21 protein-coding genes and 1 tRNA gene are annotated in these 24,693 nt (G+C 71.1%); 6 read left to right on the top strand and 16 right to left on the bottom strand.

The genetic code is table 11. The annotated features are described in order from the left end of the window. Window positions 1-5: 5 nt before the first annotated feature. Complete coding sequence (locus M1P99_RS16350) at window positions 6-818, bottom strand: GntR family transcriptional regulator (RefSeq protein WP_304453482.1); 813 nt, start codon at window positions 816-818, stop codon at window positions 6-8. A gap of 8 nt (window positions 819-826) precedes the next feature. After that, window positions 827-1,558, bottom strand: a complete 732-nt coding sequence (locus M1P99_RS16345) for a GntR family transcriptional regulator (protein WP_304453481.1) — start codon at window positions 1,556-1,558, stop codon at window positions 827-829. 303 nt (window positions 1,559-1,861) lie between these two features. Here M1P99_RS16345 and M1P99_RS16340 point away from each other — a divergent pair, with 303 nt between their 5' ends. Continuing rightward, window positions 1,862-2,137, top strand: coding sequence for a hypothetical protein (locus tag M1P99_RS16340; protein ID WP_304453480.1), 276 nt, complete (start codon window positions 1,862-1,864; stop codon window positions 2,135-2,137). Window positions 2,138-2,272: 135 nt separating this feature from the next. Here the strand turns inward: M1P99_RS16340 and M1P99_RS16335 are convergent, their stop codons facing one another. The 3 genes from M1P99_RS16335 to M1P99_RS16325 all read right to left on the bottom strand — a co-directional run bounded on the left by M1P99_RS16335 (window position 2,273) and on the right by M1P99_RS16325 (window position 5,858). Then, window positions 2,273-3,418 carry a cystathionine gamma-synthase gene (locus tag M1P99_RS16335; RefSeq protein ID WP_304453479.1) on the bottom strand — a complete coding sequence of 382 codons (1,146 nt, stop codon included), beginning with the start codon at window positions 3,416-3,418 and terminating at the stop codon, window positions 2,273-2,275. A 154-nt stretch (window positions 3,419-3,572) separates the two neighbouring features. Then, window positions 3,573-4,313, bottom strand: a complete 741-nt coding sequence (locus M1P99_RS16330) for an acyltransferase (protein ID WP_304453478.1) — start codon at window positions 4,311-4,313, stop codon at window positions 3,573-3,575. Window positions 4,314-4,490: 177 nt separating this feature from the next. Continuing rightward, entirely contained in the window at window positions 4,491-5,858 is a 1,368-nt protein-coding gene (locus M1P99_RS16325) for a cystathionine beta-synthase (RefSeq protein WP_304453477.1), read from the bottom strand. Window positions 5,859-6,234: 376 nt separating this feature from the next. Between M1P99_RS16325 and M1P99_RS16320 the strand changes: the two genes are divergently transcribed. The 3 genes from M1P99_RS16320 to M1P99_RS16310 all read left to right on the top strand — a co-directional run bounded on the left by M1P99_RS16320 (window position 6,235) and on the right by M1P99_RS16310 (window position 9,339). Further along, entirely contained in the window at window positions 6,235-7,431 is a 1,197-nt protein-coding gene (locus M1P99_RS16320) for an SGNH/GDSL hydrolase family protein (protein WP_304453476.1), read from the top strand. A 134-nt stretch (window positions 7,432-7,565) separates the two neighbouring features. Continuing rightward, a complete protein-coding gene (locus tag M1P99_RS16315) occupies window positions 7,566-8,786 on the top strand; it encodes an acetyl-CoA C-acetyltransferase (RefSeq protein WP_304453475.1) in 1,221 nt (406 codons plus the stop codon). A 301-nt stretch (window positions 8,787-9,087) separates the two neighbouring features. Beyond that, on the top strand, window positions 9,088-9,339 hold the full coding sequence (locus M1P99_RS16310) for a DUF4287 domain-containing protein (RefSeq protein WP_304453474.1): 252 nt from the start codon (window positions 9,088-9,090) through the stop codon (window positions 9,337-9,339). A gap of 114 nt (window positions 9,340-9,453) precedes the next feature. Here M1P99_RS16310 and M1P99_RS16305 read toward each other — a convergent pair whose 3' ends face one another. The 3 genes from M1P99_RS16305 to pruA all read right to left on the bottom strand — a co-directional run bounded on the left by M1P99_RS16305 (window position 9,454) and on the right by pruA (window position 13,258). Continuing rightward, window positions 9,454-10,377 carry a Bax inhibitor-1/YccA family protein gene (locus M1P99_RS16305; protein ID WP_304453473.1) on the bottom strand — a complete coding sequence of 308 codons (924 nt, stop codon included), beginning with the start codon at window positions 10,375-10,377 and terminating at the stop codon, window positions 9,454-9,456. A 179-nt stretch (window positions 10,378-10,556) separates the two neighbouring features. Then, window positions 10,557-11,483 carry a proline dehydrogenase family protein gene (locus M1P99_RS16300; RefSeq protein ID WP_304453472.1) on the bottom strand — a complete coding sequence of 309 codons (927 nt, stop codon included), beginning with the start codon at window positions 11,481-11,483 and terminating at the stop codon, window positions 10,557-10,559. 149 nt (window positions 11,484-11,632) lie between these two features. After that, window positions 11,633-13,258 (bottom strand): L-glutamate gamma-semialdehyde dehydrogenase, encoded by a 1,626-nt coding sequence (gene pruA, locus M1P99_RS16295; RefSeq protein ID WP_304453471.1) that lies wholly within the window; start codon window positions 13,256-13,258, stop codon window positions 11,633-11,635. A 141-nt stretch (window positions 13,259-13,399) separates the two neighbouring features. On the opposite strand from pruA, the gene M1P99_RS16290 reads away from it, so the two are divergent. Beyond that, window positions 13,400-15,307 (top strand): helix-turn-helix domain-containing protein, encoded by a 1,908-nt coding sequence (locus tag M1P99_RS16290; RefSeq protein WP_304453470.1) that lies wholly within the window; start codon window positions 13,400-13,402, stop codon window positions 15,305-15,307. Window positions 15,308-15,615: 308 nt separating this feature from the next. On the opposite strand, the gene M1P99_RS16285 is transcribed toward M1P99_RS16290, so the two are convergent. The 7 genes from M1P99_RS16285 to M1P99_RS16255 all read right to left on the bottom strand — a co-directional run bounded on the left by M1P99_RS16285 (window position 15,616) and on the right by M1P99_RS16255 (window position 21,987). Beyond that, window positions 15,616-15,689: transfer RNA gene (locus tag M1P99_RS16285), tRNA-Leu, on the bottom strand. 125 nt (window positions 15,690-15,814) lie between these two features. Beyond that, window positions 15,815-17,191 carry an NAD(P)/FAD-dependent oxidoreductase gene (locus M1P99_RS16280; RefSeq protein ID WP_304453469.1) on the bottom strand — a complete coding sequence of 459 codons (1,377 nt, stop codon included), beginning with the start codon at window positions 17,189-17,191 and terminating at the stop codon, window positions 15,815-15,817. Window positions 17,192-17,518: 327 nt separating this feature from the next. Further along, window positions 17,519-18,505, bottom strand: coding sequence for a Ppx/GppA phosphatase family protein (locus M1P99_RS16275; protein ID WP_304453468.1), 987 nt, complete (start codon window positions 18,503-18,505; stop codon window positions 17,519-17,521). Beyond that, the gene (locus M1P99_RS16270; RefSeq protein WP_304453467.1) at window positions 18,502-19,113 is read right to left on the bottom strand and encodes a DUF501 domain-containing protein; all 612 of its coding nucleotides are present in this window, start codon (window positions 19,111-19,113) and stop codon (window positions 18,502-18,504) included. The genes M1P99_RS16275 and M1P99_RS16270 overlap by 4 nt, the downstream gene beginning before the upstream one ends. A gap of 412 nt (window positions 19,114-19,525) precedes the next feature. Continuing rightward, complete coding sequence (locus M1P99_RS16265; RefSeq protein WP_304453466.1) at window positions 19,526-19,936, bottom strand: septum formation initiator family protein; 411 nt, start codon at window positions 19,934-19,936, stop codon at window positions 19,526-19,528. A 111-nt stretch (window positions 19,937-20,047) separates the two neighbouring features. Further along, window positions 20,048-21,331 carry a phosphopyruvate hydratase gene (gene eno / locus M1P99_RS16260; RefSeq protein WP_304453465.1) on the bottom strand — a complete coding sequence of 428 codons (1,284 nt, stop codon included), beginning with the start codon at window positions 21,329-21,331 and terminating at the stop codon, window positions 20,048-20,050. Between the two features lie 104 nt (window positions 21,332-21,435). Next, on the bottom strand, window positions 21,436-21,987 hold the full coding sequence (locus M1P99_RS16255) for a TetR/AcrR family transcriptional regulator (protein ID WP_304453464.1): 552 nt from the start codon (window positions 21,985-21,987) through the stop codon (window positions 21,436-21,438). Between the two features lie 270 nt (window positions 21,988-22,257). Here M1P99_RS16255 and M1P99_RS16250 point away from each other — a divergent pair, with 270 nt between their 5' ends. Next, window positions 22,258-23,721: an FtsW/RodA/SpoVE family cell cycle protein gene (locus M1P99_RS16250; protein ID WP_304455716.1), complete on the top strand. Its 1,464-nt coding sequence runs from the start codon at window positions 22,258-22,260 to the stop codon at window positions 23,719-23,721. Between the two features lie 126 nt (window positions 23,722-23,847). Here M1P99_RS16250 and M1P99_RS16245 read toward each other — a convergent pair whose 3' ends face one another. Beyond that, a complete protein-coding gene (locus M1P99_RS16245) occupies window positions 23,848-24,621 on the bottom strand; it encodes a MazG family protein (RefSeq protein WP_304453463.1) in 774 nt (257 codons plus the stop codon). Window positions 24,622-24,693: the final 72 nt, after the last annotated feature.

The following is a 24,693-nucleotide window of genomic DNA, read 5'->3' as shown; positions in this document are numbered from 1 at the left end:
CCGGATCAGCGCTCGAAGATGTTGACGTCCGAGGCCATCAGCAACAGCTCCTCGGGGGCGTCGCCGCCCGAGTACAGCAGCTGGTGCCGGTTGGCGGGCATGATCGTCTCGGTGAACCGCAGCGGGCGCTCGCCCTCGTGCGCCACGCGCTCCTGGACGAGCAGCGGGATCCCGGGACCGAGCCCGAACGAGTCGGCCTCGTCCTGGGAGGGCATCCGCGCACCGACGATGTCCCAGTTCCAGTCCTCGCGGTACCCGAGCTCGCGCAGCACCGCGCTGACCCCCTCGTCGAGGGGCGCGGGAGACATGAGGGCGGTGCTGTTGGCGATGCTGAAGGGGAAGTAGGTGACCTGGGACTGCCACAGCCCGCCCTCGACGAAACGTTCGCAGGAACGGATGACCACGAGCCCGCCGTAGGGGCCGTTCTCGTCGGCCTCGAAGCGCAGCCGCTTGGCGACCTTCGGGCGCATGGTGTCCAGGCTGACCTTGATCTTCTCGTCGACCTGGTAGTAACCCGCCTCGCGCAGGTGCGGCTGGTAGCCGGCCTCGAACCGCTCGGAGTCGCTGCCGCCGGAGATCGGCGCGGCGAGGTGGATGATGGGCTGGTGATCGGCCGCGAAGGCACCGCGGCCAGGCTGGATGGTGATGCGGCCCTCGTCCTGGAGGATGCGCATGCCGAGCCGCGCGGTGGCGCGCGAGACGTCGAAGCGCTCGGCGAGCTCCTCCTCACCCGGCAGGCGGTCACCCGGCTGGTAGTCACCCCGCCCGAGCGCCTCGCGCAGGTGGTCGGCGACCACGGTCTTCCTCGACGTGCTCATGTGGTGGCTCAGTCCCGGTGGTAGGCCTTGAGGTTGCCGTGTTCGAACTGGTACCGGATGCTGTACCCGGCGTACACAGTGTGCACCAGTCTGATCGGGCGGTCCTCGGAGTAGTCGGTGCGGTGGACGTCCAGAACCGGGACTCCCGGGGGAAGTTCGAGTTGTGACGTCTCCTGTGGCGTGGGCATACGGGTCTGCAGCTCGTCGACGTAGCCGACCTGCCGGTGACCGTGTTCGAGCAGCACCACCAGGGCGCTCTCGACGTCCTCGGGCAGCATGAGCGGCGTGCCCTGGACGAGTTCCATGGGGTAGTACGCCGAGGCGATGGAGCCGGACTGCTCACCCGAGAACCGGTACATCCGACGCACGACGGTCATGTCGCCCTCGGAGACGCGCAGGCGGCTCGCGATGTCGACCGTGGCGCTCAGCAGCTGGAGCTCCTCCAGGGTCTGCCCGGACAGGGCCGACTCGTTGAGCCCGTCGGGACCGCCCTTGGTGCGGGTGGCGTAGAAGGTCTCCGGCACGATGTGCTGGACGAAGTGGCCGCGGCCCGGCCTGCTGAGGATGAGGCCCTGGTTGCGCAGCATGCCCAGCGCGAGCCTGATCGTGTTGCGGGACGCGTCGAAGCGCTCTTCCAGCTGCTTCTCCGACGGCAGCTGATCGCCCCGGGGCAGACTTCCCTCCTGAATCTCCCGACGCAGGGTCCGAGCGATTTGTCGATATCTACTTTCTGCCCGCATACGTCAGCCCTCTGGGGGTATCAATGGGTCAGGTCAACTTGTACCAACAAGGTGATCGGAACACCAGCCAAACACGTCCATCCGGTTCTCACAGGCCCATCTTAAGTGAAGGCCACACTGAGTCCACGGCGGAGCTGCCGGAAGAACACCTGGAAGGGAGAAGATCACAGCACAGCCCGATCCGACCGACGGATCTCCGCCCACCACCGACGGAACACGCATCGTGACGACACGGACCGACCCGCCCCACAGCACCTGGGGGCGAACGACGAACTGACCGCCCCCGACCCGAAGGTGACCAGTATGATCCCCGTCTTCATCGCATTCATCGGCCTCGTACTCCTGGGCCTGGCCGCGGGATTCTTCCTCGCCATCTCCATCGGCATCCGCCGCCAGGACAACAGCGGGCGCTACCGCTCCCTCCGCGAGGAGGACGACAACAGTGCCCTCTCCCGCACCGGCAGCCTCGTCGTCGGACTGCGCTTCGCCAACGGCGCCACCGCCGGGCGCCGGGGCCGCACCGACCGCACGGCCCGTACGCGGGCCGCCCTCCGGGAGCGCACTCCCTCCGCGGTCTGACCCCCGCGGCAGCTCCCCCACCACGAAGGACACGCCGTGAAGGGCCCGGCAGAGTGGCCGGGGCGCCCTCACGGCAGGACCGTGCGAGCGCGCACCGACCGGCTCGGCCCCTCCCCCGGCGGCCCGGGGCGACGGTCAGCCCTCCAACGCCCCCAGCAGGTCCGCCACCAGGTCGTCACCCGACTCGATACCGACGGAGATCCGCACCAGATCGGCCGGAACCTCCAGCGGGGAACCCGCGGTGGACGCGTGCGTCATCCGCCCGGGATGCTCGATCAGGGACTCCACCCCGCCCAGGGACTCGCCCAGCGTGAAGACCTCGGTTCGCTCACACAGCTCCAACGCCGCCTTCTCCCCGTCGCGCAGAGCGAAGGAGACCATCCCCCCGAAGGCACGCATCTGCCGTTCGGCGACCTTGTGCCCCGGATGCGCGTCCAGCCCGGGGTAGTACACGCGCCGAACCGCCGGGTGGCCCTCCAGCGCGGCCACGACCCGCTCGGCGTTGGCACTGTGCCGGTCCATCCGCACACCCAGAGTCTTGACTCCGCGCAGGGTCAGCCAGGAGTCGAAGGGCCCCGGAATGGCACCCATGGTGTTCTGGTGGAAGGCCAGCCGTTCCCCGAGCCCGGCGTCGGCGACCACCAGAGCGCCCCCGACCACGTCGGAGTGCCCGCCCAGGTACTTCGTGGTGGAGTGCACCACCACGTCCGCGCCCAGGGCCAGCGGCTGCTGGAGGTAGGGCGAGGCGAAGGTGTTGTCCACGACGTGCAGAGCGCCGGCGTCGTGGGCGATCGACGCGACCGCCTCGATGTCGGTGATGTTGAGCAGGGGGTTGGTGGGAGTCTCGGTCCACACCACCCTGGTCTCGGGGCGCACCGCCGCCCGCACGGCCTCCGGGTCGCTCTGGTCGACCGCGTCCCAGGCCACGCCCCAGCGCTCGACCACCTTGGAGATCAGGCGGAACGTGCCCCCGTAGGCGTCGCCGGGGATGATGATGTGGTCGCCCGGAGACAGGACCGTGCGCAGCAGGGTGTCCTCGGCGGCCATGCCGGAGGCGAAGGCCAGCCCGCGCGTACCCGCCTCCAGGGCGGCCAGGCACTCCTCCAGCGCGGCGCGCGTGGGGTTGCCGGTGCGCGAGTACTCATAGCCCTGACGCAGCCCGCCCACGCCGTCCTGCGCGTAGGTGCTCGTCTGGTAGATCGGTACCACTACGGCCCCGGTGCCGGTGTCCGGTTCCTGGCCCGCGTGGATGGCCAGCGTTTCAAACCCGTCGAACGTCATGCCGCCACAATAGTGGCCTGAGCCCCCCGCAACCCCTGCTTCACCTGCACAGCGTCGCGATCCGGCCCACTCCGCGGCAGCCGCTCCCCCACCGGAGGCGAGGCGGCCCGGCGGGCGCGGGCCCGCCACACCCTGGGCATCCACGGAACACGCCCTAGGCGGGCGGGAAGCGGGTGGACGATCCCGGCTCGGGCGGTTCGGCGGGCAGGTCGGGAGTCGGTCCGGCGGCGGGGGTCGGGACCCGCGTGGGCGTCCCGGTCTCGCGCATCGGCGGCTCCCAGCCCAGCTCGGGGTCGTACGCGCGCACGACCTTGCCGGGCACGCCCGCGATGACGCTGTGGTCGGGGTACCGGCCGGGCCGCACCACGGTCCCGGCCGCGACGACGCAGTTGCGTCCCAGGTGCACGCCGGGCAGGACCACCGCGTTGGCGCCCACCCAGGTGCCGTCGCCGATGCTGACGGGGTCGTCCACGGGCCACTGCAGGCCGACGGGGATCTCGGTGTTGGTGTAGGAGTGGTTCTGGTCGGTGATGTAGACGTACGGACCCGTGTAGACGTGGTCGCCGATGTCCACCGACTTGTGCGCGACGATGTGCGAGCCCCGGCCGATCGCGCAGCCGGAACCGATGCGCACGACCGTCCCCTCGCCCAGGTCGTAGTCGGGGCCCATTCCCGCGGCGAGCGTCATGTCCGCGCCCAGCACGGTGTGCACGCCGATCTCGATCCACGGTTCCCCGTACAGGGTGGCCGTGGGGAAGGCGATCGCCGATCCGACGCCGAAGCGCGCGAACCTCCGGGACGCCTTGGAGTCCGCACGGATTTCGGCGTTGCTCCGGGCGAACGACCAGACGGAGCGGATGATCCAGGACAACAGCCGCGACACGCGTGCTCCCATTTATTACCTGCCAGTAATACTGCCGCGAACATTAGCAGTGTCCGAGTATGCGTGGTCCGGTGCGGTCTGTCCGCACCGCCCCCGGGATTCGCGCAGGCAGGAGCACCGAGCGCGGGCGCAAGCGCGGGGCGCGGGGCGGGGGACCGCCGTCGTCCCCGGCCCCGCGCCCGGACACCTCTACCCCGACAGGTGCGCGAGCAGGTCCTGGCGGGTCAGGATGCCCGCCGGACGCCCGTCGCGCAGCACCACCAGGGCGCCCGACGAACGCAGCAGGCGCGCGCAGTCGCTGACCGGGGTCCCCGTACCGACCGTGGACAGCGGCGGCCCCATGTGGGTCTCCACGAGGTCGTCGAGCTCGGCGCGCCCGTCGAAGAGCGCGTCCAGCACATCGCGCTCGGCCACGGAGCCGACCACCTCGGCCGCCATGACCGGCGGCTCCTCCTTCATCACCGGAAGCTGCGAGACGCCGTACTCGCGCATGATCGCCACAGCGGTACCGACCGTCTCGTCCGGGTGGGAGTGCACGAAGTCGGGCATCTCCCCGCCCTTCTCGGCCAGCACCTGACCGGCCGTGGCCTCCTCCGTCGCGGTGGACAGGAACCCGTAGTCCGCCATCCACTCGTCGTTGAAGATCTTGCCGAGGTAGCCGCGACCGCCGTCCGGCAGCAGGACGACGATGACGTCGTCGGGCCCCGCGTCCTTGGCCACCTTGAGCGCGGCCTCCACCGCCAGGCCGCAGGAGCCGCCCACCAGCAGGGCCTCCTCGCGCGCCAGGCGCCGGGTCATCAGGAAGGAGTCCTTGTCGCTGACCGCCACGATGTCGTCGCACACGGACGTGTCGTAGGTTCCCGGCCAGATGTCCTCGCCCACACCCTCGACCAGGTACGGGCGGCCCGACCCGCCCGAGTACACCGAGCCCTCGGGGTCGGCGCCGATCACGCGCACCCGGCCCTCGGAGACCTCCTTCAGGTAGCGGCCGGTCCCGCTGATGGTGCCGCCGGTCCCGATCCCCGCCACGAAGTGCGTGATCCGGCCCTCGGTCTGCTCCCAGATCTCGGGGCCGGTGGAGTGGTAGTGCGACTCCGGGTTGTTCATGTTCTCGTACTGGTTGGGCTTCCACGCGCCGGGGATCTCCGCGGCCAACCGGTCCGAGACCGAGTAGTAGGAGTCGGGGTGGTCGGGAGCGACCGTGGTCGGACAGACCACGACCTCCGCGCCGTAGGCCCGCAGGACGGAGAGCTTGTCCGGCCCCACCTTGTCCGGGCAGATGAAGACGCAGCGGTAGCCCTTCTCCTGCGCGATCATCGCCAGCCCGATCCCGGTGTTGCCGGACGTGGGCTCGACGATCGTGCCGCCGGGCTTGAGCTTCCCGCTCTTCTCGGCCGCCTCGACCATGCGCAGCGCGATGCGGTCCTTGACCGAGCCGCCGGGGTTGAAGTACTCGACCTTGGCCAGGATCGTCGGCGCGAGCCCCTCCGTGACCTTCTTCAAACGGACAAGCGGGGTGTCCCCGACCAGATCGATCAGTGAATCGTGTACCCGCATGGTGGCTCCTCAACGTCGTGGCGACCGGGTCCTCGGCCCGCCGTTTCCGCGCCCCGGCGGTGCCCGGGGCCCTGGGCCGGTCCGGCCCATCCCAACCAGACTCTAACGCCACCACCAGGCGCTTTCAGGAACGTTCTCCCCACCCGTCTCCCACCGCTCTCCCTGGGGGGCGCTACGCCCGGGGAAGGGGCTTGCACTCCCGACCGGCAGCCTCCGGCTCCGGTCTCGCGCACCTGGTCCGGGTCGTTGGAATTTGCTCACTCAACGGACCCGATGGTGTGCCGCGAAGGTACGTGACCCCGGGGTTTCCCGCCGGTAACCTCGCTTCCAACCGGCTCGCCGAGAGCAGGCGGGTCCGACGCTCGGAGGTTGTCCGATGCTGCGAGCCGCTCGCGCACGGCGCATTGCCGCGGCCACCGCGTTCGGCGGGGGCGGGATCACCCTGGTCGGCGGCGGCACCCTGGCGCTCCTGTACCTGCAGGTCCGACTCGCCAGACGCGCGGTCGGCGTCACCGCGTGGCAGCGGCCGAAGGTCAACGGAGTCTACGGCGACGGCCCCGGCACTCCCCTGCGCATGCTGATGATCGGCGACTCGACCGCCGCGGGCTTCGCCGTCCCCGAGGCCGCTCAGACACCCGGTGTGCTGCTCGCCTCGGGCCTGGCGGCCGCGGCCGACCGGAGGGTCCGGCTCCGGTGCACGGCCTCCCCCGGCGCCACCTCGGCCAACCTCGCCGCGCAGATGGCGCACTCCGGTGCCCTGGACCCGGCCTCCCGCTACGACGTGGCCGTGATCTTCATCGGCGCCAACGACGTCATCCGCCGGGTACGGCCCAACGACGCCGTCGCCCAGCTGCGCGAGGCGACCGCCGCCCTCGTCGCGCACGGTACCGCCGTGGTGGTGGCGACCTGCCCCGACCTGGGCACGGTCCGCCCCATCGGCTGGCCGCTGCGCTCGGTGGCGCGCCGCGCCTCGCGCCAGCTCGCCGCCGCCCAGACCATCGCGGTCACCGAGGCCGGCGGCCGCACCGTCTCCCTGAGCGATCTGCTCGCCGACGACTTCCGGTCCGACCCCGCCGCCATGTTCGGACCGGACCGCTTCCATCCCTCTGCCCGCGGCTACGTCCAGGCGGCCTCCGCCGTGCTGCCCTCGGCCTGCGCCGCGCTGGGCCTGCTGCCGGAACTGGAGGAGGCCGAGCGCACCTCGGGCGTGCTGCCCGTGGACCAGGCCGCCGTCATGGCCGCCGAGACACCGGGCACCGAGGTCGCCCCGGCCGAACCGGCCGGACCGACCCGGACCGGCGGCCGTACCCGGTGGACCGCGCTCGTGCGCCTGCCCTTCCGCGGCCGCGAGCGCGACCCCCACCAGGGGGACGGGCCGGTGCCCGGGCCGCGGTCCGAGCGGGGCCCCGCCTCGGGAACCGACGCCTCCCCGGGCGATCCGCGGGCCGCAGGGGACGCGGCGGCGCACGCCGGCGCCACCGCCCCCACCGACACCGCACGCCATCCGGGAAACCACCGTACCGACACGCGAAGGCAGACCCCGGGTGGCGGCGGAAGCGAGCCAACAGGTTAACTGGGCAGTAACAAGACGTGCCGTGGCCAGTCACGCGAGGCACCAGCGTTCGGGACGGCCGGGGCACGCACAGACGTACGAGGCCGAACGTCCGCCCGGCGCGGCCGCACTCCACACCGACAGGGACCAAGACCATGCCCGAAGCAGTCATCGTCGCCACAGCACGCTCCCCGATCGGCCGCGCCTTCAAGGGCTCGCTCAAGGACCTGCGCCCGGACGACCTCACCGCGCAGATCGTCGGCGCCGCGCTGGCCAAGGTGCCCGAGCTCGACCCCAAGCAGATCGACGACCTCATGCTCGGCTGCGGTCTGCCCGGCGGCGAGCAGGGCTTCAACCTGGCCCGCATCGTCGCCGTCCAGCTCGGTCTGGACACCGTGCCCGGCACGACCGTCACCCGGTACTGCTCCTCCTCCCTCCAGACCACCCGGATGGCCTACCACGCGATCAAGGCGGGCGAGGGCGACGTGTTCGTCTCCGCCGGCGTGGAGACGGTCAGCCGCTTCGCCAACGGCAGCAGCGACAACCCGGAGAACGAGAACCCGCTCTTCGACGACGCCAAGGCCCGCACCGTCAAGCGCGCCGAGGGCGGCGCCGAGGCCTGGACCGACCCCCGCGAGAACGGCGCCCTGCCCGACGCCTACATCGCCATGGGCCAGACGGCGGAGAACGTCGCCCAGATCACCGGGATCTCGCGCCAGCGCCAGGACGAGTTCGCGGTCCGCTCCCAGAACCTCGCCGAGAAGTCCCTGGACAACGGCTTCTGGGAGCGCGAGATCACCCCGGTGACCCTCCCCGACGGCACCGTGGTCAGCACCGACGACGGCATCCGCCGCGGCACCACCTACGAGAAGGTCTCCGGCCTCAAGCCGGTGTTCCGCCCCGACGGCACGGTCACCGCGGGCAACGCCTGCCCGCTCAACGACGGCGCCTCCGCGGTCGTCATCATGAGCGACACCAAGGCCGCCCAGCTGGGCCTGACCCCGCTGGCCCGCATCGTCTCCACCGGCGTCACCGGACTGAGCCCCGAGATCATGGGCCTGGGCCCCGTCGAGGCCTCCAAGCAGGCCCTGGCGCGCGCCAACATGGCCATCGGCGACATCGACCTGGTCGAGATCAACGAGGCGTTCGCCGCCCAGGTGCTGCCCTCCGCCGACCAGCTGGGCATCGACATCGACGGCCAGCTCAACGTCAACGGCGGCGCCATCGCCGTCGGCCACCCGTTCGGCAGCACGGGCGCGCGCATCACCGGCACGCTCCTGAACGGCCTGCGTTTCCACGACAAGACCTTCGGTCTGGAGACCATGTGCGTGGGCGGCGGCCAGGGCATGGCGGCCGTCTTCGAGCGACTGAGCTAGTCCCGCTCGTCGGACACGGCACACGTCGGGGCCCGGTGCGCACTCGCGCGCCGGGCCCCGCGGCGCGTACGCGGCCGTTTCCGGGTCCGGCGCGCTCGGCATTCGCGTCCCGGTTCGATGCGGTTCGTCGCGCGACACACCGAACCCCCGGATCCGTGCCGCCGTGCGCCGCACTACACCGTCTGAACCAACGATCTCCCACCTGCAAGGTAAAAGCTGGTGGCCGGGGCTTGTCCAAACCGTGATCCTGATGCAGGGTCACAGATAAGTGCCATTCGCCAACGCACTGCCGGAGGTGCCTATGTCGGTTACCCACTCGCCGGAGATCCACGCAAAGCTCATCGAACGCATCCCGGCCGTCACCGGCCGAGGACTCCACGAGTGGTTCAACGCTCTCGACAAGGGCCCCGGGCTGGTCCGCTGCTCGGACCGGTCCACCTGGCTCGCCGACGAGTACGGTCTGCCCCAGTGGTACGCGCAGGCCATCGTCACGGAGCACGACCGCCGCCGCAGGAACCGATCCATCCCCGCCCCGCGTCCCGAAGGGGCCTGAGCGCGACCCGAACGTCACCGCAGCCGCACGGACGAAGGGCCACCCCCGGGGATGTGTCTCCCGGGGGCGGCCCTGTCCGTCCTCCGCCCGCACTCACGCGGGCCGACGGTGACGCTACTCGGCGAAGATCGTCTTGAGGATCCAGAGCAGGCGCAGGATCTCGATGTAGAGCCAGACCAGGGAGACGGTCAGACCGAAGGCGAACTGCCAGGCGAACTTGTCGGGGATGCCCGCCTGCACGCCCTCCTCGATCCCGCGGAACTCGATGGCCAGGGTCAGCGCCGCGATGACGACGAAGACCAGGCTGACCCCCAGGCCCAGGAAGCTGGGCTCACGCAGACCGAGGCCGCCGCTGATGAAGAAGCTGAGCACGAAGTTGACCAGCATCAGCGCGGCCGCGCCGAGCACGGCGAAGCTGACGGCCTTGACGAAGCCGTCCGTCACCTTGATGACGCGGAACTTGTACAGCGCGAGCATCACACCGAAGACCGCGACGGTACCGATGACCGCCTGCGTCACGAGCGAGCCGCCCGCGCCGGCCTCACCGGTGCTCGCCTCGAGCTGCCACGCCAGGAGGGCCGAGAAGCCGCCGACGAGCAGGCCCTCGAGACCCGCGTAGGTGAGGATCAGCCCCGGGTTGGTGCTCTGCTTGAACGCGATGACCAGGCCGAGGACCAGGCCGCCGAGCGCGCCCAACAGGGTCAGGCCGAGGGCGAGACCCGGGCTGCCCTGGAAGAGGAAGTAGTTGATGACGGCGAACAGGACGACGACGCCGAGCGTCATGCCCGTACGCATGACGACGTCGTCGATGGTCATGCGCCCGCCGCCGACCCCCTGCGCCGGAGCGGCCGGGTAGCCCTGCTGGGGAGAGGGCTGGCCGTATCCCTGCTGGGGGTAGCCGGACTGCGGGTACGGCTGTCCGTACCCCGGCTGCGCATAGCCCTGCTGACCGTAACCCGGCTGGCCGTAGCCCTGTCCGGCTCGGCCGGACTGCTGAAGAGCCCGCTTGAGGACGGGGTTGGAACTCCGCATCCGCATGTCTAGTAATGGCCTTTCACGCGTGGATTGCTGCCCACAAGGTAACGTACGGCCCCCACACGGGGGTTCCGGGCCCAGGGTCACCGTTGGGACACGGTGGGCCCGGGTCCATCCCCCTGGACCCGGGCCCACCCGTCTGTTGCCGCTGTCCGCCCTCGCCCGGCGGCGCCGTGCCGGTGTCAGTTCCGTGAGATGACCGACCGGGCCAGGAACAGCATGTTCGCCGGACGCTCGGCCAGGCGGCGCATGTAGTAGCCGTACCACTCGTCGCCGTAGGGCACGTAGACGCGCATGCGCTTGCCCTCCGCGGCGAGGCGGACCTGCTCGGCGTCCCGGATCCCGTAGAGCATCTGGTACTCGTAGTCGTCCGCGGAACGGCCGTTGGCCGCCGCCAGCTCACCGGCGATCGCGACCATGCGCGGGTCGTGGGTGGCCACCATCGGGTAGCCGTCGCCCTCCATGAGCACACGCAGCGCACGCACGTACGCCTTGTCCACCTCGGCCTTCTCGCGGAAGGCCACGGAGGCGGGCTCGTCGTAGGCGCCCTTGCACAGGCGCACGCGCGAACCGGCGCCGCTGAGGTCGCGGCAGTCCGCCTCGGTGCGGTGCAGGTAGGCCTGGAGCACCGCGCCCACGGACGGGAAGTCCTCGCGCAGCTCGCGCAGGATGCCCAGCGTGGAGTCGGTGGTGGTGTGGTCCTCCATGTCGAGGGTCACCGTGGTGCCGATCGCCGCCGCCGCCTCGGCGATGCGGCGCGCGTTGTCGAGGGCGATCTTCTCACCGTCGGCGCTGAGGAACTGGCCCACCGCCGAGAGCTTGACCGACACCTCGGCCCGGTCGCCCAGACCGGCCTCGCCCAAGGCGGCCAGCAGGTCCTGGTAGGCGGTCACCGTCGCCGTGGCCTGCGCCAGGTCGGTGGTGTCCTCGCCGAGGAAGTCCAGGGTGATGTAGCGGTCCTGCGCCAGGTTCGCGACGGCGGGCAGAGCCTCGTCGAGGGTGGATCCCGCCACGAACCGGTGGACCAGGCCACGGGTCAGGGGCGTGCGCTCGACGATGGTGCGGCAGGTCGCGGACCGGGCCGCGAGCAGCAGTGGCTTGCGAAGCATGGAGACCTCGAAGAAGACATGCGCGAACCGGTCGGTCAGCGCGGGCGGTGAAGTGGCGGGGCCGGGGATCTGCCCGGTCGCACCGGTGGATTCCTCGGGGGGTGATGTGGTGCGCCCCCTCAGTGGCCCGAGGGGGCGCGGACCGGGAGCTACCCCATGTGGGGGTAGGAGGAGTTCGTCGGCGCGACGAAGGTCTCCTTGATGGCGCGCGGGCTCGCCCAACGCGACAGGTTCTGCGCGGAACCGGCCTTGTCGTTGGTGCCGGAGGCGCGCCCGCCACCGAACGGCTGCTGGCCCACGATGGAGCCGGTCGGCCGGTCGTTGATGTAGAAGTTGCCCGCGGTGAAGCGCAGGGCCTCGGTCGCCTTGGCCACGGCGGCGCGGTCGTTGGCCAGGATCGCGCCGGTCAGGGCGTAGGCCGACCCCTGGTCGACGATGTCGAGGACCTCGTCGAACTTCTCGTCGTCGTAGACGTGGACGGCGACGATCGGACCGAAGTACTCGGTGCGGAACACGTCGTGTGTCGGGTCGGTGCCCTCGATGATGGTCGGGCGCACGAAGTAGCCCACCGAGTCGTCGGCGGTGCCGCCGGCGGCGATCGTCAGGGTCGGGTCGGACTTGGCGTCCTCCAGGACCTTGGCGAGTTTGTCGAACGCGCGGCGGTCGATGACCGCGCCCACGAAGTTCGACAGGTCGGTGACGTCGCCCATCTTGATGGCCTCGGTCTCGGCGACCAGGTCGTCGCGCATCTTCTCCCACACCGAGCGGGCGACGAAGGCACGCGAGACGGCCGAGCACTTCTGGCCCTGGTACTCGAAGGCGCCGCGGACGATCGCGGTGCGCAGGATCTCCGGGTCGGCCGACTTGTGGGCGACGATGAAGTCCTTGCCGCCGGTCTCGCCGACGATCCGCGGGTAGCTGCGGTAGTGGGAGATGTTCTCGCCGACGCTCTTCCACAGGTGCTGGAAGGTCCGGGTGGAACCGGTGAAGTGCACACCGGCCAGGTCCGGGTCGTTGAGCGCGACGTCGGAGACGGCCAGGCCGTCACCGGTGACCATGTTGATGACGCCGGCGGGCATGCCGGCCTCCTCCAGGAGGCGCATGGTCAGCTCGGCGGCGAACTGCTGGGTCGGGGACGGCTTCCACACGACCACGTTGCCCATCAGCGCCGGAGCGGTGGGCAGGTTCCCCGCGATGGCGGTGAAGTTGAAGGGCGTGATCGCGTAGACGAAGCCCTCCAGCGGGCGCTGCTCCATGCGGTTCCACACGCCGCGCACGCTCAGAGGCTGCTGCTCGATGAGCGTGCGGGCGTAGGAGACGTTGAAGCGCCAGAAGTCGATGAGCTCACAGGCCGAGTCGATCTCCGCCTGCTGCACCGTCTTGGACTGGCCGAGCATGGTGGCGGCGTTGATCGTGGCGCGCCAGGGGCCGGCCAGAAGCTCGGCGGCACGCAGGATGATGGCGGCGCGGTCGTCGAAGGACATCGCGCGCCAGGCCGGGGCGGCGGCCTTGGCGGCGGCGATCGCGTCGCGCGCGTCGTCGTGGGTGGCGTTGGCCATAGTCCCCAGGACGGCGGCGTGGCGGTGCGGCTGGACGACGTCGATGCGCTCGCCGCCGCCCATCCGGCTCTCGCCGTTGATGCGCATGGGCAGGTCGATGCTCTGGCTGCCGAGTTCCTCGAGCTTGGCGACGAGCTCGGCACGCTCGGCGCTGCCGGGCGCGTAGCTCAGAACGGGTTCGTTCTTGGGCTGCGGGACGTTGGTCACGGCGTCCATGGGCACCTCCCTGAAAAGAATGTCCCTGAGTGAAGCAGGGTTGGGCTGACTCAACGCTCTCAGACCAAGGCCGTGCGAACCTTGTGGGGCAGGCCACTCTTTGCCCGCCTTATTTGTTCGCTAGGACAAAATGGGACTCATATGAGTACTGATGCCCCACGACCCAGCCCGCATCACCCGCAGTCTGGCCCGTCACACACGTCCGACGCCGGGTCCGCCATCGTTCCTGGTCATTCGGAATCCGAGGACCAGGACAACCCGGGTCTACCGCTGCGCAGGCTGCTGCTGGCCCTCGGTGACCCGGTCGTCGACGTGGCCGCGGCACCGCTCGGTCTCGATGTTCAGGTGGACAACGTCGTCATCGTGGATCCGGAGGACCCCTCGGAGGCGCGGTCCGGGGACCTGGTGCTGCTGATCGGGGTGCGCGGAACGGCGGCGCGGCGGCCGATCCGGGCGCTGGCCGAGCAGGGGGCCACGGCCGTCGCGGTCAAGACGAGCGCCCACACGCCCCCCGAGGAGGTCCTGCCGCCTCCCACGCGTCGCCCTCCCTCGCCCCTGGGCCGCTTCGCGGAGGGTCGGGGGCCCGCCTCCGGGTCGGATGCCTACGGCGGTGGCCCCTCCTCCGGGGCCAGGGCCGGGCGCGCGATGCGGGCCAAGGCCGTCGATGAGATGCGCGCTCTGCGCACGGAGGCGCAGGAGGCGGGGATCGCGCTGCTGTCGGTGCGTCCCGAGGTGCGCTGGGACCAGCTGCAGTCGGTGTGCCAGAGCATCGTCGACGACGCCCGGCTGAACGTGACGGCCGACGTCGGCGAGTCCAGCGGCGACCTGTTCTCCATGGCGCAGACGATCGCCCAGATCACCCGCGGCCTGGTGGCCATCGAGGACTCGGCGAGCCGGGTGCTGGCCTACTCCTCGGGCTCGGAGGTCGACGAGCTGCGCCGCCTGTCGGTGCTGGGCCGCCAGGGCCCCGAACCCTATCTGGCGCTGCTGCGCGAGTGGGGGGTCTTCGCCAAGCTCCGCTCCGGCGAGGAGGTCGTCCGCATCGACGAGCACCCCGAGCTGGGTATCCGCCGCCGGCTCGCGGTCGGGATCCACGCCGGCCGGCAGCCGCTGGGCACGATCTGGGTGCAGGAGGGCTCCGAGCCGCTGGCCGAGCACGCCGAGGAGGCCCTGCTCGGCGCCGCCCGCACGACCGCGCTGCAGATGATCCGCCAGCGCACCCAAGCCAGCGCCGGCCTGCGCCTGCGCGAGGACCTGCTGTCGAGCCTGCTGGAGGGGCGCATCGATGCCAGTGCCCTGGCCGACACGGTGGAGGTGCACGCCGACCGGGGGGCGCTGGTGGTGGCGTTCCTGCTCACCGAGCGGGATGTCGAGGAGCGCCCGGACCGGCCCGAACGGGAGCTGCGCCGCCGCCAGCTCATCGACCTGGTGTCGGTGCACACCGCGGCCTATCGTCGCAGCGCGCTGGTCACGGAGCTGCAGGGACGGGTCTACGTCCTGCTGCCCGACCTGGCCCGCTCGCGCGAGGGGTGGCGCGGCGTGGAGCGGTCGGTGCTCGCGCTCACCCGCAAGACGGTGGCCGCGGCACGCGCCGCGCTCGGACTGGAGGTGCAGGCGGCCGTGGGTTCGCTCGTGGAGAGCCTCGCCGAGGTGCCCGACTCGCGCGCCGAGGCCGACCGTGTCCTCGACGCGATGAGCCGTGACCTGGACCGGGACGTGGCCACCATCTCCGACGTGCGCTCGCGTGTGCTCATCAGCGAGACACTCGCCCAGCTGCGCGCGGACCCGTCGCTGCGCGACCCCCGGGTGAGTCGCCTCGTCGAGCACGACCGCGCGGGCGGCGCCGACCTGGTCCACTCGCTGCTGGCCTACCTGGAGGCCTTCGGTGACGCCCGAGCCGCCGCCGAGCGGCTGCACATCCACCCCAACACCCTGCGCTACCGGGTCCGCCGCGCCGCCGCCGTCAGCGGGATCGACCTGGCCGACCCCGGAGAACGGCTGTTCACGCAACTCCAGCTCCTCATGGAGCAACAGCTCCCCGACCACTGACCCCACAACGAGTCTGCGGCGTTGCAGGCCGTTCCGCCCGCGGGTGTGCAGGGGTGGGAGGTGGACCGTCCAGGCTGCCCGGACCACAGGGGGGTTGGTCCGGGCCAAAGCAGGAAGGACCGCGCCGCAGGCGTCCGTTGAGGGTGGCGGCGGGCGACGGTGTGGGCACGAGCGGAGGCCCAAAGAGAACACAGGTGTGAGGGGCGCGCCGGTGCCTGCAGGAGGAGTCTCTGCCGCCGGCGAGCCTGCGAGCCAGGCAGTAGCGACGACGAAGGCCCCGGCATCAAGCGCCCCGATCACACCCCGAGTACCCCCGGTCGGACTCGAACCGACACTTGTGACCCTTTTAGGGGGCCTGCCTCTTCCATTGGGCTACGAGGGCGTGCCCATCATACCGGCCGGGTCGATTGCCCACTTTGGTTCGGCTTGGCCGGATGGGGACACGAAACGACCGGCTTCCCAAGGAAACCGGTCGTTTCTCGCGTGGCGCCGCGCGGCGGCCCCGGGTCAGCTGACCCGGCGCAGCTGCCCGTCCTCGACCTGCGGCTGGCTGGCCTCGGCGAAGGCCTGACGGGGCTCGGCCATCTCCGGCAGAGCGGCGAAGTCGCGGCGCAGGAAGAAGGCGAGCGTCCAGTCCGACAGGACGCGCATCTTGCGGTTGAAGGTCGGGACCGCGAACAGGTGGTAGGCGCGGTGCGCGTACCAGGCCAGACGGCCGTTCAGCTTGACCTTGCCGAAGAGCTGGGCGGCGCCCTTGTGCAGACCGAGCCCGGCGACCGCGCCGAGGTTCTTGTGCCGGTAGGCCTTGAGCTTGCCGTTGCGCAGGCTCGCGATCACGTTGTCGGCGAGCACGGGGGCCTGGCGGACCGCGTTCTGGGCGTTGGGCGGGTAGAAGCCGCCGTTGCCGTCGGGCACCTGGGCGTTGTCGCCGCCGGCGAAGGCGTTCTCCACACCGTTGACGGTGAGGAACTCACTGGTGTCGATGTGGCCCTTGGGTCCGAGGGGCAGGTCGCTGGCGGCGACGACCGGGCTGGGCTTGACGCCCGCGGTCCACACCAGGGTGCCCGCGTCGAACTCGGCGCCGTCGCTGAGCTTGATGCGCTGGTCGACCGCCGACTCCAGGAAGGTCTTGAGCCGGACGTCGATGCCGCGCTGGCGCAGCTGGTTCAGCGCCTTGGTGCCGACCTCCGGGCCGACCTCGGGCAGGATCTTGTCCGCGGCCTCGATGAGGTAGAACTGCACGTCCTCGAGCCCGATCGAGCTGTACATCCTGATCGCGTCGCGGACCAGGTCCTCCAGCTCGGCGATGGCCTCGGCACCGGCGAATCCGCCGCCGACGAACACGAAGTTCAGGGCCTTGGCGCGCACGGCCTCGTCGTCGGTGGAGTCGGCGATGGCGAGCTGGTTGAGCACGTGGTTGCGGAGGTAGGTGGCCTCCTCCACGGTCTTGATGCCGATGCCGCACTCGGCCAGGCCCGGGATGGGCAGGGTGCGCGAGACGGCGCCCGCCGCGAGCACGATGTGGTCGTAGTGGAGGGTCTCCGGCTCGCCGACGTTGGGCTCGTAGCGGACGGTGCGGTCGGCGTGGTCGATGCGGACGACCCGGCCGCCCAGGACGCGCACGCGGTTGAAGACCTTGCGCAGCGGGACGACGACGTGGCGGGGCGAGATGTTGCCGGACGCGGTCTCGGGCAGGAACGGCTGGTAGGTCATGTAGGAGTTCGGGTCGATGACGGTGATCCGCGCCTCGCCGGTCCCGAGCTTCTTCTCCAGTCGCCTCGCGGTGTACATCCCGAGGTACCCACCGCCGACGATGAGGATGTGCGGGATCTCCGCTTCGTCCCCGCCACCGTGCACCAGCCGGTAGTTCCTGCTCTCGGTCATCGCATATCCGCCCTTGGGGTTCTCCGCTTCCCCTACCGGGGTCGCTGCGTGTGTTCTTGGTCTTCGCTCGCCCTGCCGTGGTCCAGCCGGGGTCCCGTCCGAGCCGCGGTGGGTGACCGCGACTCTGCGGCGCCTGCTTGTGCATTCTTTCACAAGCCCCCGCCGACAGAGAAGGTTCACATCTGATCACCTTCGCACCACTTTCCCCTTAACCTGAACGACATATTCGCAGGTCAGAGGGGTTGTGAAAGCTTTCACAAGGGTGTTCCGCGGTGACGCGTCTCACCCGTGAGTCCTTGCTGCGAGGCCCGAAAGCCCCTAGCCCGACTACACGATGAGGCTCCAGGCGACACCGTCGAGGATGTCGTGCTCACTGGCGGTGAAGCGGTCGGCCCCCGTGCGGTCGAGCACACGGGAGAGCACCAGCGCGCCCGCGGCGATCACGTCCACCCGGCCCGGGTGCATGACGCCGATCTCCGCCCGCTCGGCCGAGGTGGACTTGAGCAGTTCCTCGGTGATCCGGGTCAGGTCGCCGACGCCCACGTCGGCGTGGTGGATCCGCTCGGGGTCGTACTCGGGCAGCTCCAGCGCCATCCCGGCGACCGTGGTCGCGGTGCCCGCGACGCACACCACCGAACCCGCCTCGCGCAGCGGCACCACCTTCTCGACCTGGTCGAGCGCGGCGTCGATGTCCGCCGTGGCCGCCGCGATCTGCTCGGCGGTGGGCGGGTCGTCCCGCAGGTGGCGCTCGGTCATCCGCACACAGCCCACGTCGACCGACAGGGACGCGCGGACCAGTGCGTCCTCCTCGCCTGAGCCGCCGCCCAGGACGAACTCGGTGGACCCGCCGCCGATGTCCACCACGAGGAAGGGCGGGGTCAGGCCGCTGTCGCCGCCCTCGGCCGCCTCGACCGCGAACTCGGCGGTCGCGCCCACGAAGGACAGCTCCGCCTCGTCCAGGCCCGTGACCACCTCGGGCTCCACCCCGATGATCTCGCGCACCCCGTCGATGAACACCTGCCGGTTGGCGGCGTCCCGCGTGGCGCTGGTGGCGACCATGCGGACCGTGTCCGGTCCCGGCTCGATGCCGTGGGCCCGGATCTCCTCGGCGTAGCCGCGCAGCGCCTCGAAGGTGCGCTCCAGGGCCTGGGGCGCGAACGACCCGGTCTCGTCGACGCCCTCGCCCAGGCGCACGACCTCCATACGGCGGTCGAGGTCGACCACCTGGACCTCGTCGTCGCCCACATGGACCACATCGGCGATCAGCAGCCTGATCGAGTTGGTTCCGCAGTCGATCGCCGCGACACCGCTCATGACCCGTTCCCTTCGTCGCCCTCACGGGCGTCCTCGTCGACGCACACGCACGCGCCCTTGTCCCACCAGTGCGGGAGTTCCTCCAACGCCTCGGCGCCGAAGGGATTGGTCCCCGGCGCGGCGAGCTCGTGGGCGACCAGCGCGTGCAGGCACTTGACCCTGGTCGGCATGCCCCCGGTGCTCTGCATGCCCTCGGGCAGCGGTTCGACACCGTCGATCCGCGCCTGTTCGGACCGCTCGGCGATGTAGGACTCGTGCGCCTTGGTGTAGGCGGCCCGCAGGTCGGGTTCCTCCTCCAGGCGCTCCTGCATGCGCCGCATCCGGCCCTCGTTCTCCATCCGGCCGATCGCCGACGCGGCGCGCGGGCACGTCAGGTAGTACAGCGTCGGGAAGGGCTCACCGCTTTCCAGACGCGGCGCGGTACGCACCACATCGGGCAGTCCGCAGGGGCACCGGTGGGCGATCCCCCGCACACCGCGCGGAGTGCGTCCGAGTTGGAGTTCGATGGCGGCGACGTCGCGGTCGGAGACCTGGCCGTCGGCGGCCCCGCCACTGGCGCGGGGGGCGTCGTCGTTGTGCCCCGGAACGGGCTGATCTGCGGAAGTCATGGCGCACCCAGGATATGCCCGCCCGTCACCCACCATCGCCGGTCCGGGGCGCTCCGCGCACCCACCGGCTACCACCCTCAACCGACACCTCCGGCGCACACCCCACGCCCGTCACCCACCATCGCCGGTCCGAGGCGCTCCGCGCACCCACCGGCTACCACCCTCAACCGACACCTCCGGCGCACACCCCACACCCGTCACCCACCATCGCCGGTCCGAGGCGCTCCGCGCACCCACCGGCTACCACCCTCAACCGACACCTCCGGCGCACACCCCACACCCGTCACCCACCATCGCCGGTCCGAGGCGCTCCGCGCACCCACCGGCTACCACCCTCAACCGACACCTCCGGCGCACACCCCACACCCGTCACCCACCATCGCCGGTCCGGCGCGCTCCGCGCACCCACCGGCTACGGCCGGGTCACCGACAGGTTCTCTTCGCTGGGGCTGTCCGCCCCGGCGACCGAGCGCCACAGCGCGGTGAACCACGGCTCGGTGGGAGCCGCCTCGGCGTGGGCGTCGGCGTCCGAGCCCGGGCGGATGACGATGTAGGCGGTCTCGTCCGGGTACTGGTAGTGCAGGCGGGTCCGGGCCTCCTGCTCGACGTACTCGTCATCGCCCAGGGCCGCCTCGCGCTCGCGCAGCTCGCTCACGGAGTCCTCCATGCGCGCCCGTTCCTCCTGGAGCTGGGCGATCTGGGCGCGCTGCAGGATGTACTCCCGCAGCGGGTAGGCCAGACTCAGCGCGATCACACAGACCACCAGGGCCAGGATCGCGGCCCGGCTGGTGAGGGTGGGCCGCACCCGTGAGGTGCGGCCCACACCCGGGCCTGCGGCCCCCCGCTTCCGCGCAGCACGGCCCGGCCTGTCGGCTTTGGTCGCCTTCCGGGCCTTTGTGGGTGGCTGTTTGGATTCGCGGGGCACTGGGGCAGACTAGCCGCGCGCGGTGAAGCGCGGGAAGGCCGACACGCCCGCGTACACGGCGGCGTCGTCGAGCTCCTCCTCGATCCCCAGGAGCCGGTTGTACTTGGCGACGCGCTCGCTGCGCGCCGGGGCACCCGTCTTGATCTGTCCGGCGTTGGTGGCCACCGCGATGTCGGCGATGGTCGTGTCCTCGGTCTCGCCGGACCGGTGGCTGATCATGACGGTGTAGCCGCTGCGCTGGGCGAGGCTGACCGCGTCCAGGGTCTCGCTGAGGGTGCCGATCTGGTTGACCTTGACCAGGAGCGAGTTGCCGGTGTCGGAGTCGATGCCGCGCTTGAGGCGCTCGGGGTTGGTGACGAACAGGTCGTCGCCGACCAGCTGCACCTTGTCGCCGATCTGCTCGGTGAGCTTCTTCCAGCCGTCCCAGTCCTCCTCGTCGAGGGGGTCCTCGATGGAGACCAGCGGGTAGGACTCGACCAGCTCGGCGTAGTAGGCGGCCATGTCCTCGGCCGAGCGCGTCTTGCCCTCGAAGGTGTAGACGCCCTCCGAGAACAGCTCGCTGGCGGCCACGTCCAGGGCGAGCGCGATGTCGGTGCCCGGGGTGTAGCCGGCCTTCTCGATGGCCTCGACGATCAGGTCCAGGGCGGCCCGGTTGCTGTCCAGGTTGGGCGCGAAACCGCCCTCGTCGCCGACGCCGGTGCCCAGGCCGTGCGCCTTGAGAACACCCTTGAGGGCGTGGTAGACCTCCGTGCCCCAGCGCAGCGCCTCGGAGAAGGTGGCCGCGCCGATGGGCGCGACCATGAACTCCTGGATGTCGACGTTGCTGTCCGCGTGCGCGCCGCCGTTGAGGATGTTCATCATCGGGACGGGCAGCACGTGGGCGTTGGGGCCGCCCATGTAGCGGTACAGGGGCAGCTCGGCCTCCAGCGCGGCGGCCTTGGCCACGGCCAGGGACGCGCCGAGGATGGCGTTGGCGCCGATGCGGGACTTGTCGGGCGTGCCGTCCAGGTCGATCAGCGCGCGGTCGATGAGCCGCTGCTCGTCGGGGTTGTGCCCGAGCAACTCGTCGGCGATCTCGTCGTTGACGGCGGTGACCGCCTTGGTCACGCCCTTGCCCCCGTAACGGTCGCCGCCGTCACGCAGTTCGACGGCCTCGAACTGGCCGGTGGAGGCGCCGCTGGGCACACCCGCGACAGCGCTGATGCCGTCGTCGAGGACGACCTCGACCTCGACGGTCGGGTTACCGCGGGAGTCAAGGATCTCCCTTGCGTGTACTGACTCGATGGACGCCACGGTGTCTCTCCGTCTCTAGGGGTGTTCGGTCCACAGATCCAGGACCATCCAAGAGACTAGCGACCCTGCGGTCCGACGTGGGGTGCCCACCCCGTCGAATTGGTCTAGTCCATACCGGAGGCCCCCGCCTCCAGCGCGGCGAGCGCGACACGCACGGCGCGGCCCCGGTAGGCCGCGGCCGTCTCGGCGTCGAGCACGACCGCGATGTCCTGCAGCCCCCCGAGGGCCATGACGGCGCCCATCCGCGCGGGCATGGGGGCGTCCCGCCCCACGAGCAGCGCGTCCAGGCGGTCGCGCCACCGCAGGAACGAGTCCATGAGTCCGATCTGTCCCAGGGCCCCCAGATCCGCGAGCACCGCCGGCAGCAGGCCGCTGTGCCGCACGCAGACGTCGAAGTAGGCGCCGAAGACCAGGGACGGCTCGACGGGCCCGTCGCCGAAACCCGCGACGAGCGCGTCCATGTCCTCGCGCAGCGGAGTGACCAGGGCCACCAGCAGGTCCTTCTTGGAGGGGTAGTGGTAGTAGAGCGCCGCCTTGGTCACGCCCAGGCGCTCGGCGATCTCACGCAGACTCGTCTTCTCGAAGCCCTGTCGAGCGAACAGCTCCAGGGCCACGCTCCGGATCTCCGCCTTGGTGTCGCTCTGCGGCCTCGGCACGCCCACCACTCCCGTCCTCGTGGTTCCCGTGGCCGCAGTGTATCCCCAACCAACCGACCGGTAAGTTACTTGCCGCACGGTCAGTGGCGCGCCTGTGAGGGATCCGGGCGGGGCCGCCCCGCCACGCCGACGGCGGTGCTCCGCGGCACGCCTGACACCGATCTGACACCGCCGCGCCTACAGTTGAACCCGATCTGCCCCTCACGATGAGCCGGACCGGACCCCGGGCCCGGTGACGGGTTACTCAGGCGGATGGTGGACGACAACGACATGGGCAGCCCTCAGAGCGATCCGGAGACCGCGGACGGCACCCTGGCACCGGTCCCCCAACGCGGCTCCGAGCTCCGCCTGCTCCTCGGCGCCCTCACGGTCGTCGCGGCCGCCCTGGCATCGGCGTCGCTGTCGGTGACCGGCGGCCTGGACCCCTCCGTGGTCTGGTACCTCGCCGTCCTCGGAGGCGGCGCCACCGCCCTCCACGTGCTGCTGCGCTTCGTCGCCCCCTACGCCGACCCCGTGGTCATGCCCCTGGCCATGGCGCTCACCGGCCTGGGCGTCACCATGATCTGGGCCCTGCAGATGACGCGGCCCGAGGACCCCGGCCACGGCGAGGCCGACCGCCAACTCCTGTGGGCGGTCGTCGGCGTGGTGCTGTGCGGGGCGTGCGTCGTCCTGGTCCGCCACCCCCGCCGACTCACCATGTACCCGTACCTGATCGCCGCGGGCGCCCTGTTCCTGCTCCTGCTCCCGCTGTCGCCGATCGGCCACGAGGTGCTCGGAGCCCGCCGCTGGATCCTCGTCGGCCCCTTCTCCATGCAGCCCTCGGAGTTCGCCAAGGTGCTGCTGGTCATCTTCCTGGCCTCCTACCTCGGGCGCCAGCGCGAAGTCATGCGCGTGGTCACGCGCACGATCCGGATCGGCCGGGTGAAGGTCTTCAGCGTGCCGCGCGCCCGGGACCTGGCCCCCATGGCGGTCGGCTGGGGTGTGGCGATCCTGCTGCTCGTGGGCACCCGGGACCTGGGTACGTCACTGCTGCTGTTCGGCACGTTCCTGGCGGTGCTGTACGCGGCCACCGCGCGCAAGTCCTGGGTCCTCATCGGTCTGGTCGCGTTCGCGGTCGGCGCCTACGCGGCCTACCTGCTCTTCGACCACGTCAAGAACCGGGTGGAGATCTGGCTCGACGCCTTCGATCCCGAGGTCTACGACCGCCCGGGAGGCAGCTTCCAGATCGTGGAAGGCATGTTCGCGCTGGCCGAGGGCGGGATCCTGGGCACCGGCTTCGGCGACGGCTTCGTCCAGGAGATCTTCGCCGCCGACAGCGACCTGATCCTGGTGTCGGTGGGCGAGAAGTGGGGCCTGACCGGGCTGTTCGCCGTCCTGGCGCTGCTCTTCCTGCTCGCCGAACGCGGATTCCGGATCGCCCTGGGCGCCCGGGAGGTCTTCCTCAAGCTGACCGCGCTGGGATACGCCTTCCTCATCGCCTTCGACGTGTTCATCGTGCTGGGCGGCGCCACGCTCATCATCCCGCTCACCGGCATGACCACACCGTTCCTGTCGGCGGGCGGGTCGGCGCTCATGGCCAACTGGCTGGTCATCGGCCTCTGGCTGACGATCAGCCAGACCGCCCGCCGCCCCCGCGACACCTTCAGCGAGGGGCAGGCCCCGGGCGACCCCGCCACCGAGGTCATCGACGTGCGCGGCGTGCACCGCGGCGGCGGGGCCGGCCGGAGCGCCTGACCGCGAACGGCGCCGGTCCGGACTACGGGTTCGGTCCCGGCCACGCGTTCTGTCAGACCCGCGACACGGAGCACCGGATGGCCGGACACGGGTCACCTCACCCCGGCACCGCGGCGGGAGGGACGGTCAGGGCCGCGTACCGGCCCAGTAGGCGCGCCACTGCTCGTCGGAGAGCTCCCGCGGCTCGTGCCCCTCGGCCCGCGCGGCCTCCTCGGCCGCGCGCACCCGGGCGTCGAAACGGCGCGCCGCCGACCGCAGGTCGGTCTCGGCGTCCCTGCCCTGGTCCCGCTCCGCGGCCACCGCGGCGAACAACGCGCCGCCGTCCCCGCCGTCGTCGCCCACCAGATCGGCGGGAACGCCGTTGCGCACCGCCCGCTTCTGCAGCTCGTAGGCGAGCAGCACCGCGGGCTGGGCGAAGGGCACACCGTCCAGGACGGAGGTCGCGCCGTCGCCGCCGTCGCGCCGGGCCTTGGCCGACCGCTCCGCCGCCTTGATCGCCTCCCAGTTCGACCACACCTCGTCGGTGCCCGACACCTCCACCCCTCCGAACACGTGCGGGTGGCGGCGCGTCATCTTGTCGACGATGGCGTCGGCGACGTCGTCGACGGTGAAGTGCGCCGGGTCGTCCTCCGACCGCTCGGCGGCGATCGCCGCGTGGAAGACGACCTGCAACAGCACGTCGCCCAGCTCCTCGCGCAGCAGCGCGACATCACCCTCCTCGATCGTCTCCAGCGTCTCGTAGGCCTCCTGGATGAGGTACTTGGCCAGGGACTCGTGCGTCTGGGAGCTGTCCCAGGGGCACTCCCGCCGCAGCGTCTCCATCACCTCGACCAGACGCAGGATCCGGTGGCCCTGCGGCCGCTCCTGGTCGCGCTCGTCGGACGGTGGGGTCTGGGTCATCGGGGCCTTCGCTTCCTGCTCCGGTCGGTCGTGGGTGCACACTCGTCGGCGCCGGCGGGCGCTCGGCCCCGC

It is taken from the genome of Nocardiopsis sp. YSL2, assembly GCF_030555055.1.
Lineage (GTDB): Bacteria > Actinomycetota > Actinomycetes > Streptosporangiales > Streptosporangiaceae > Nocardiopsis.
Note: the sequence above shows the minus strand (reverse complement) of the source record. Positions and strands in the feature narration are given on the sequence as shown.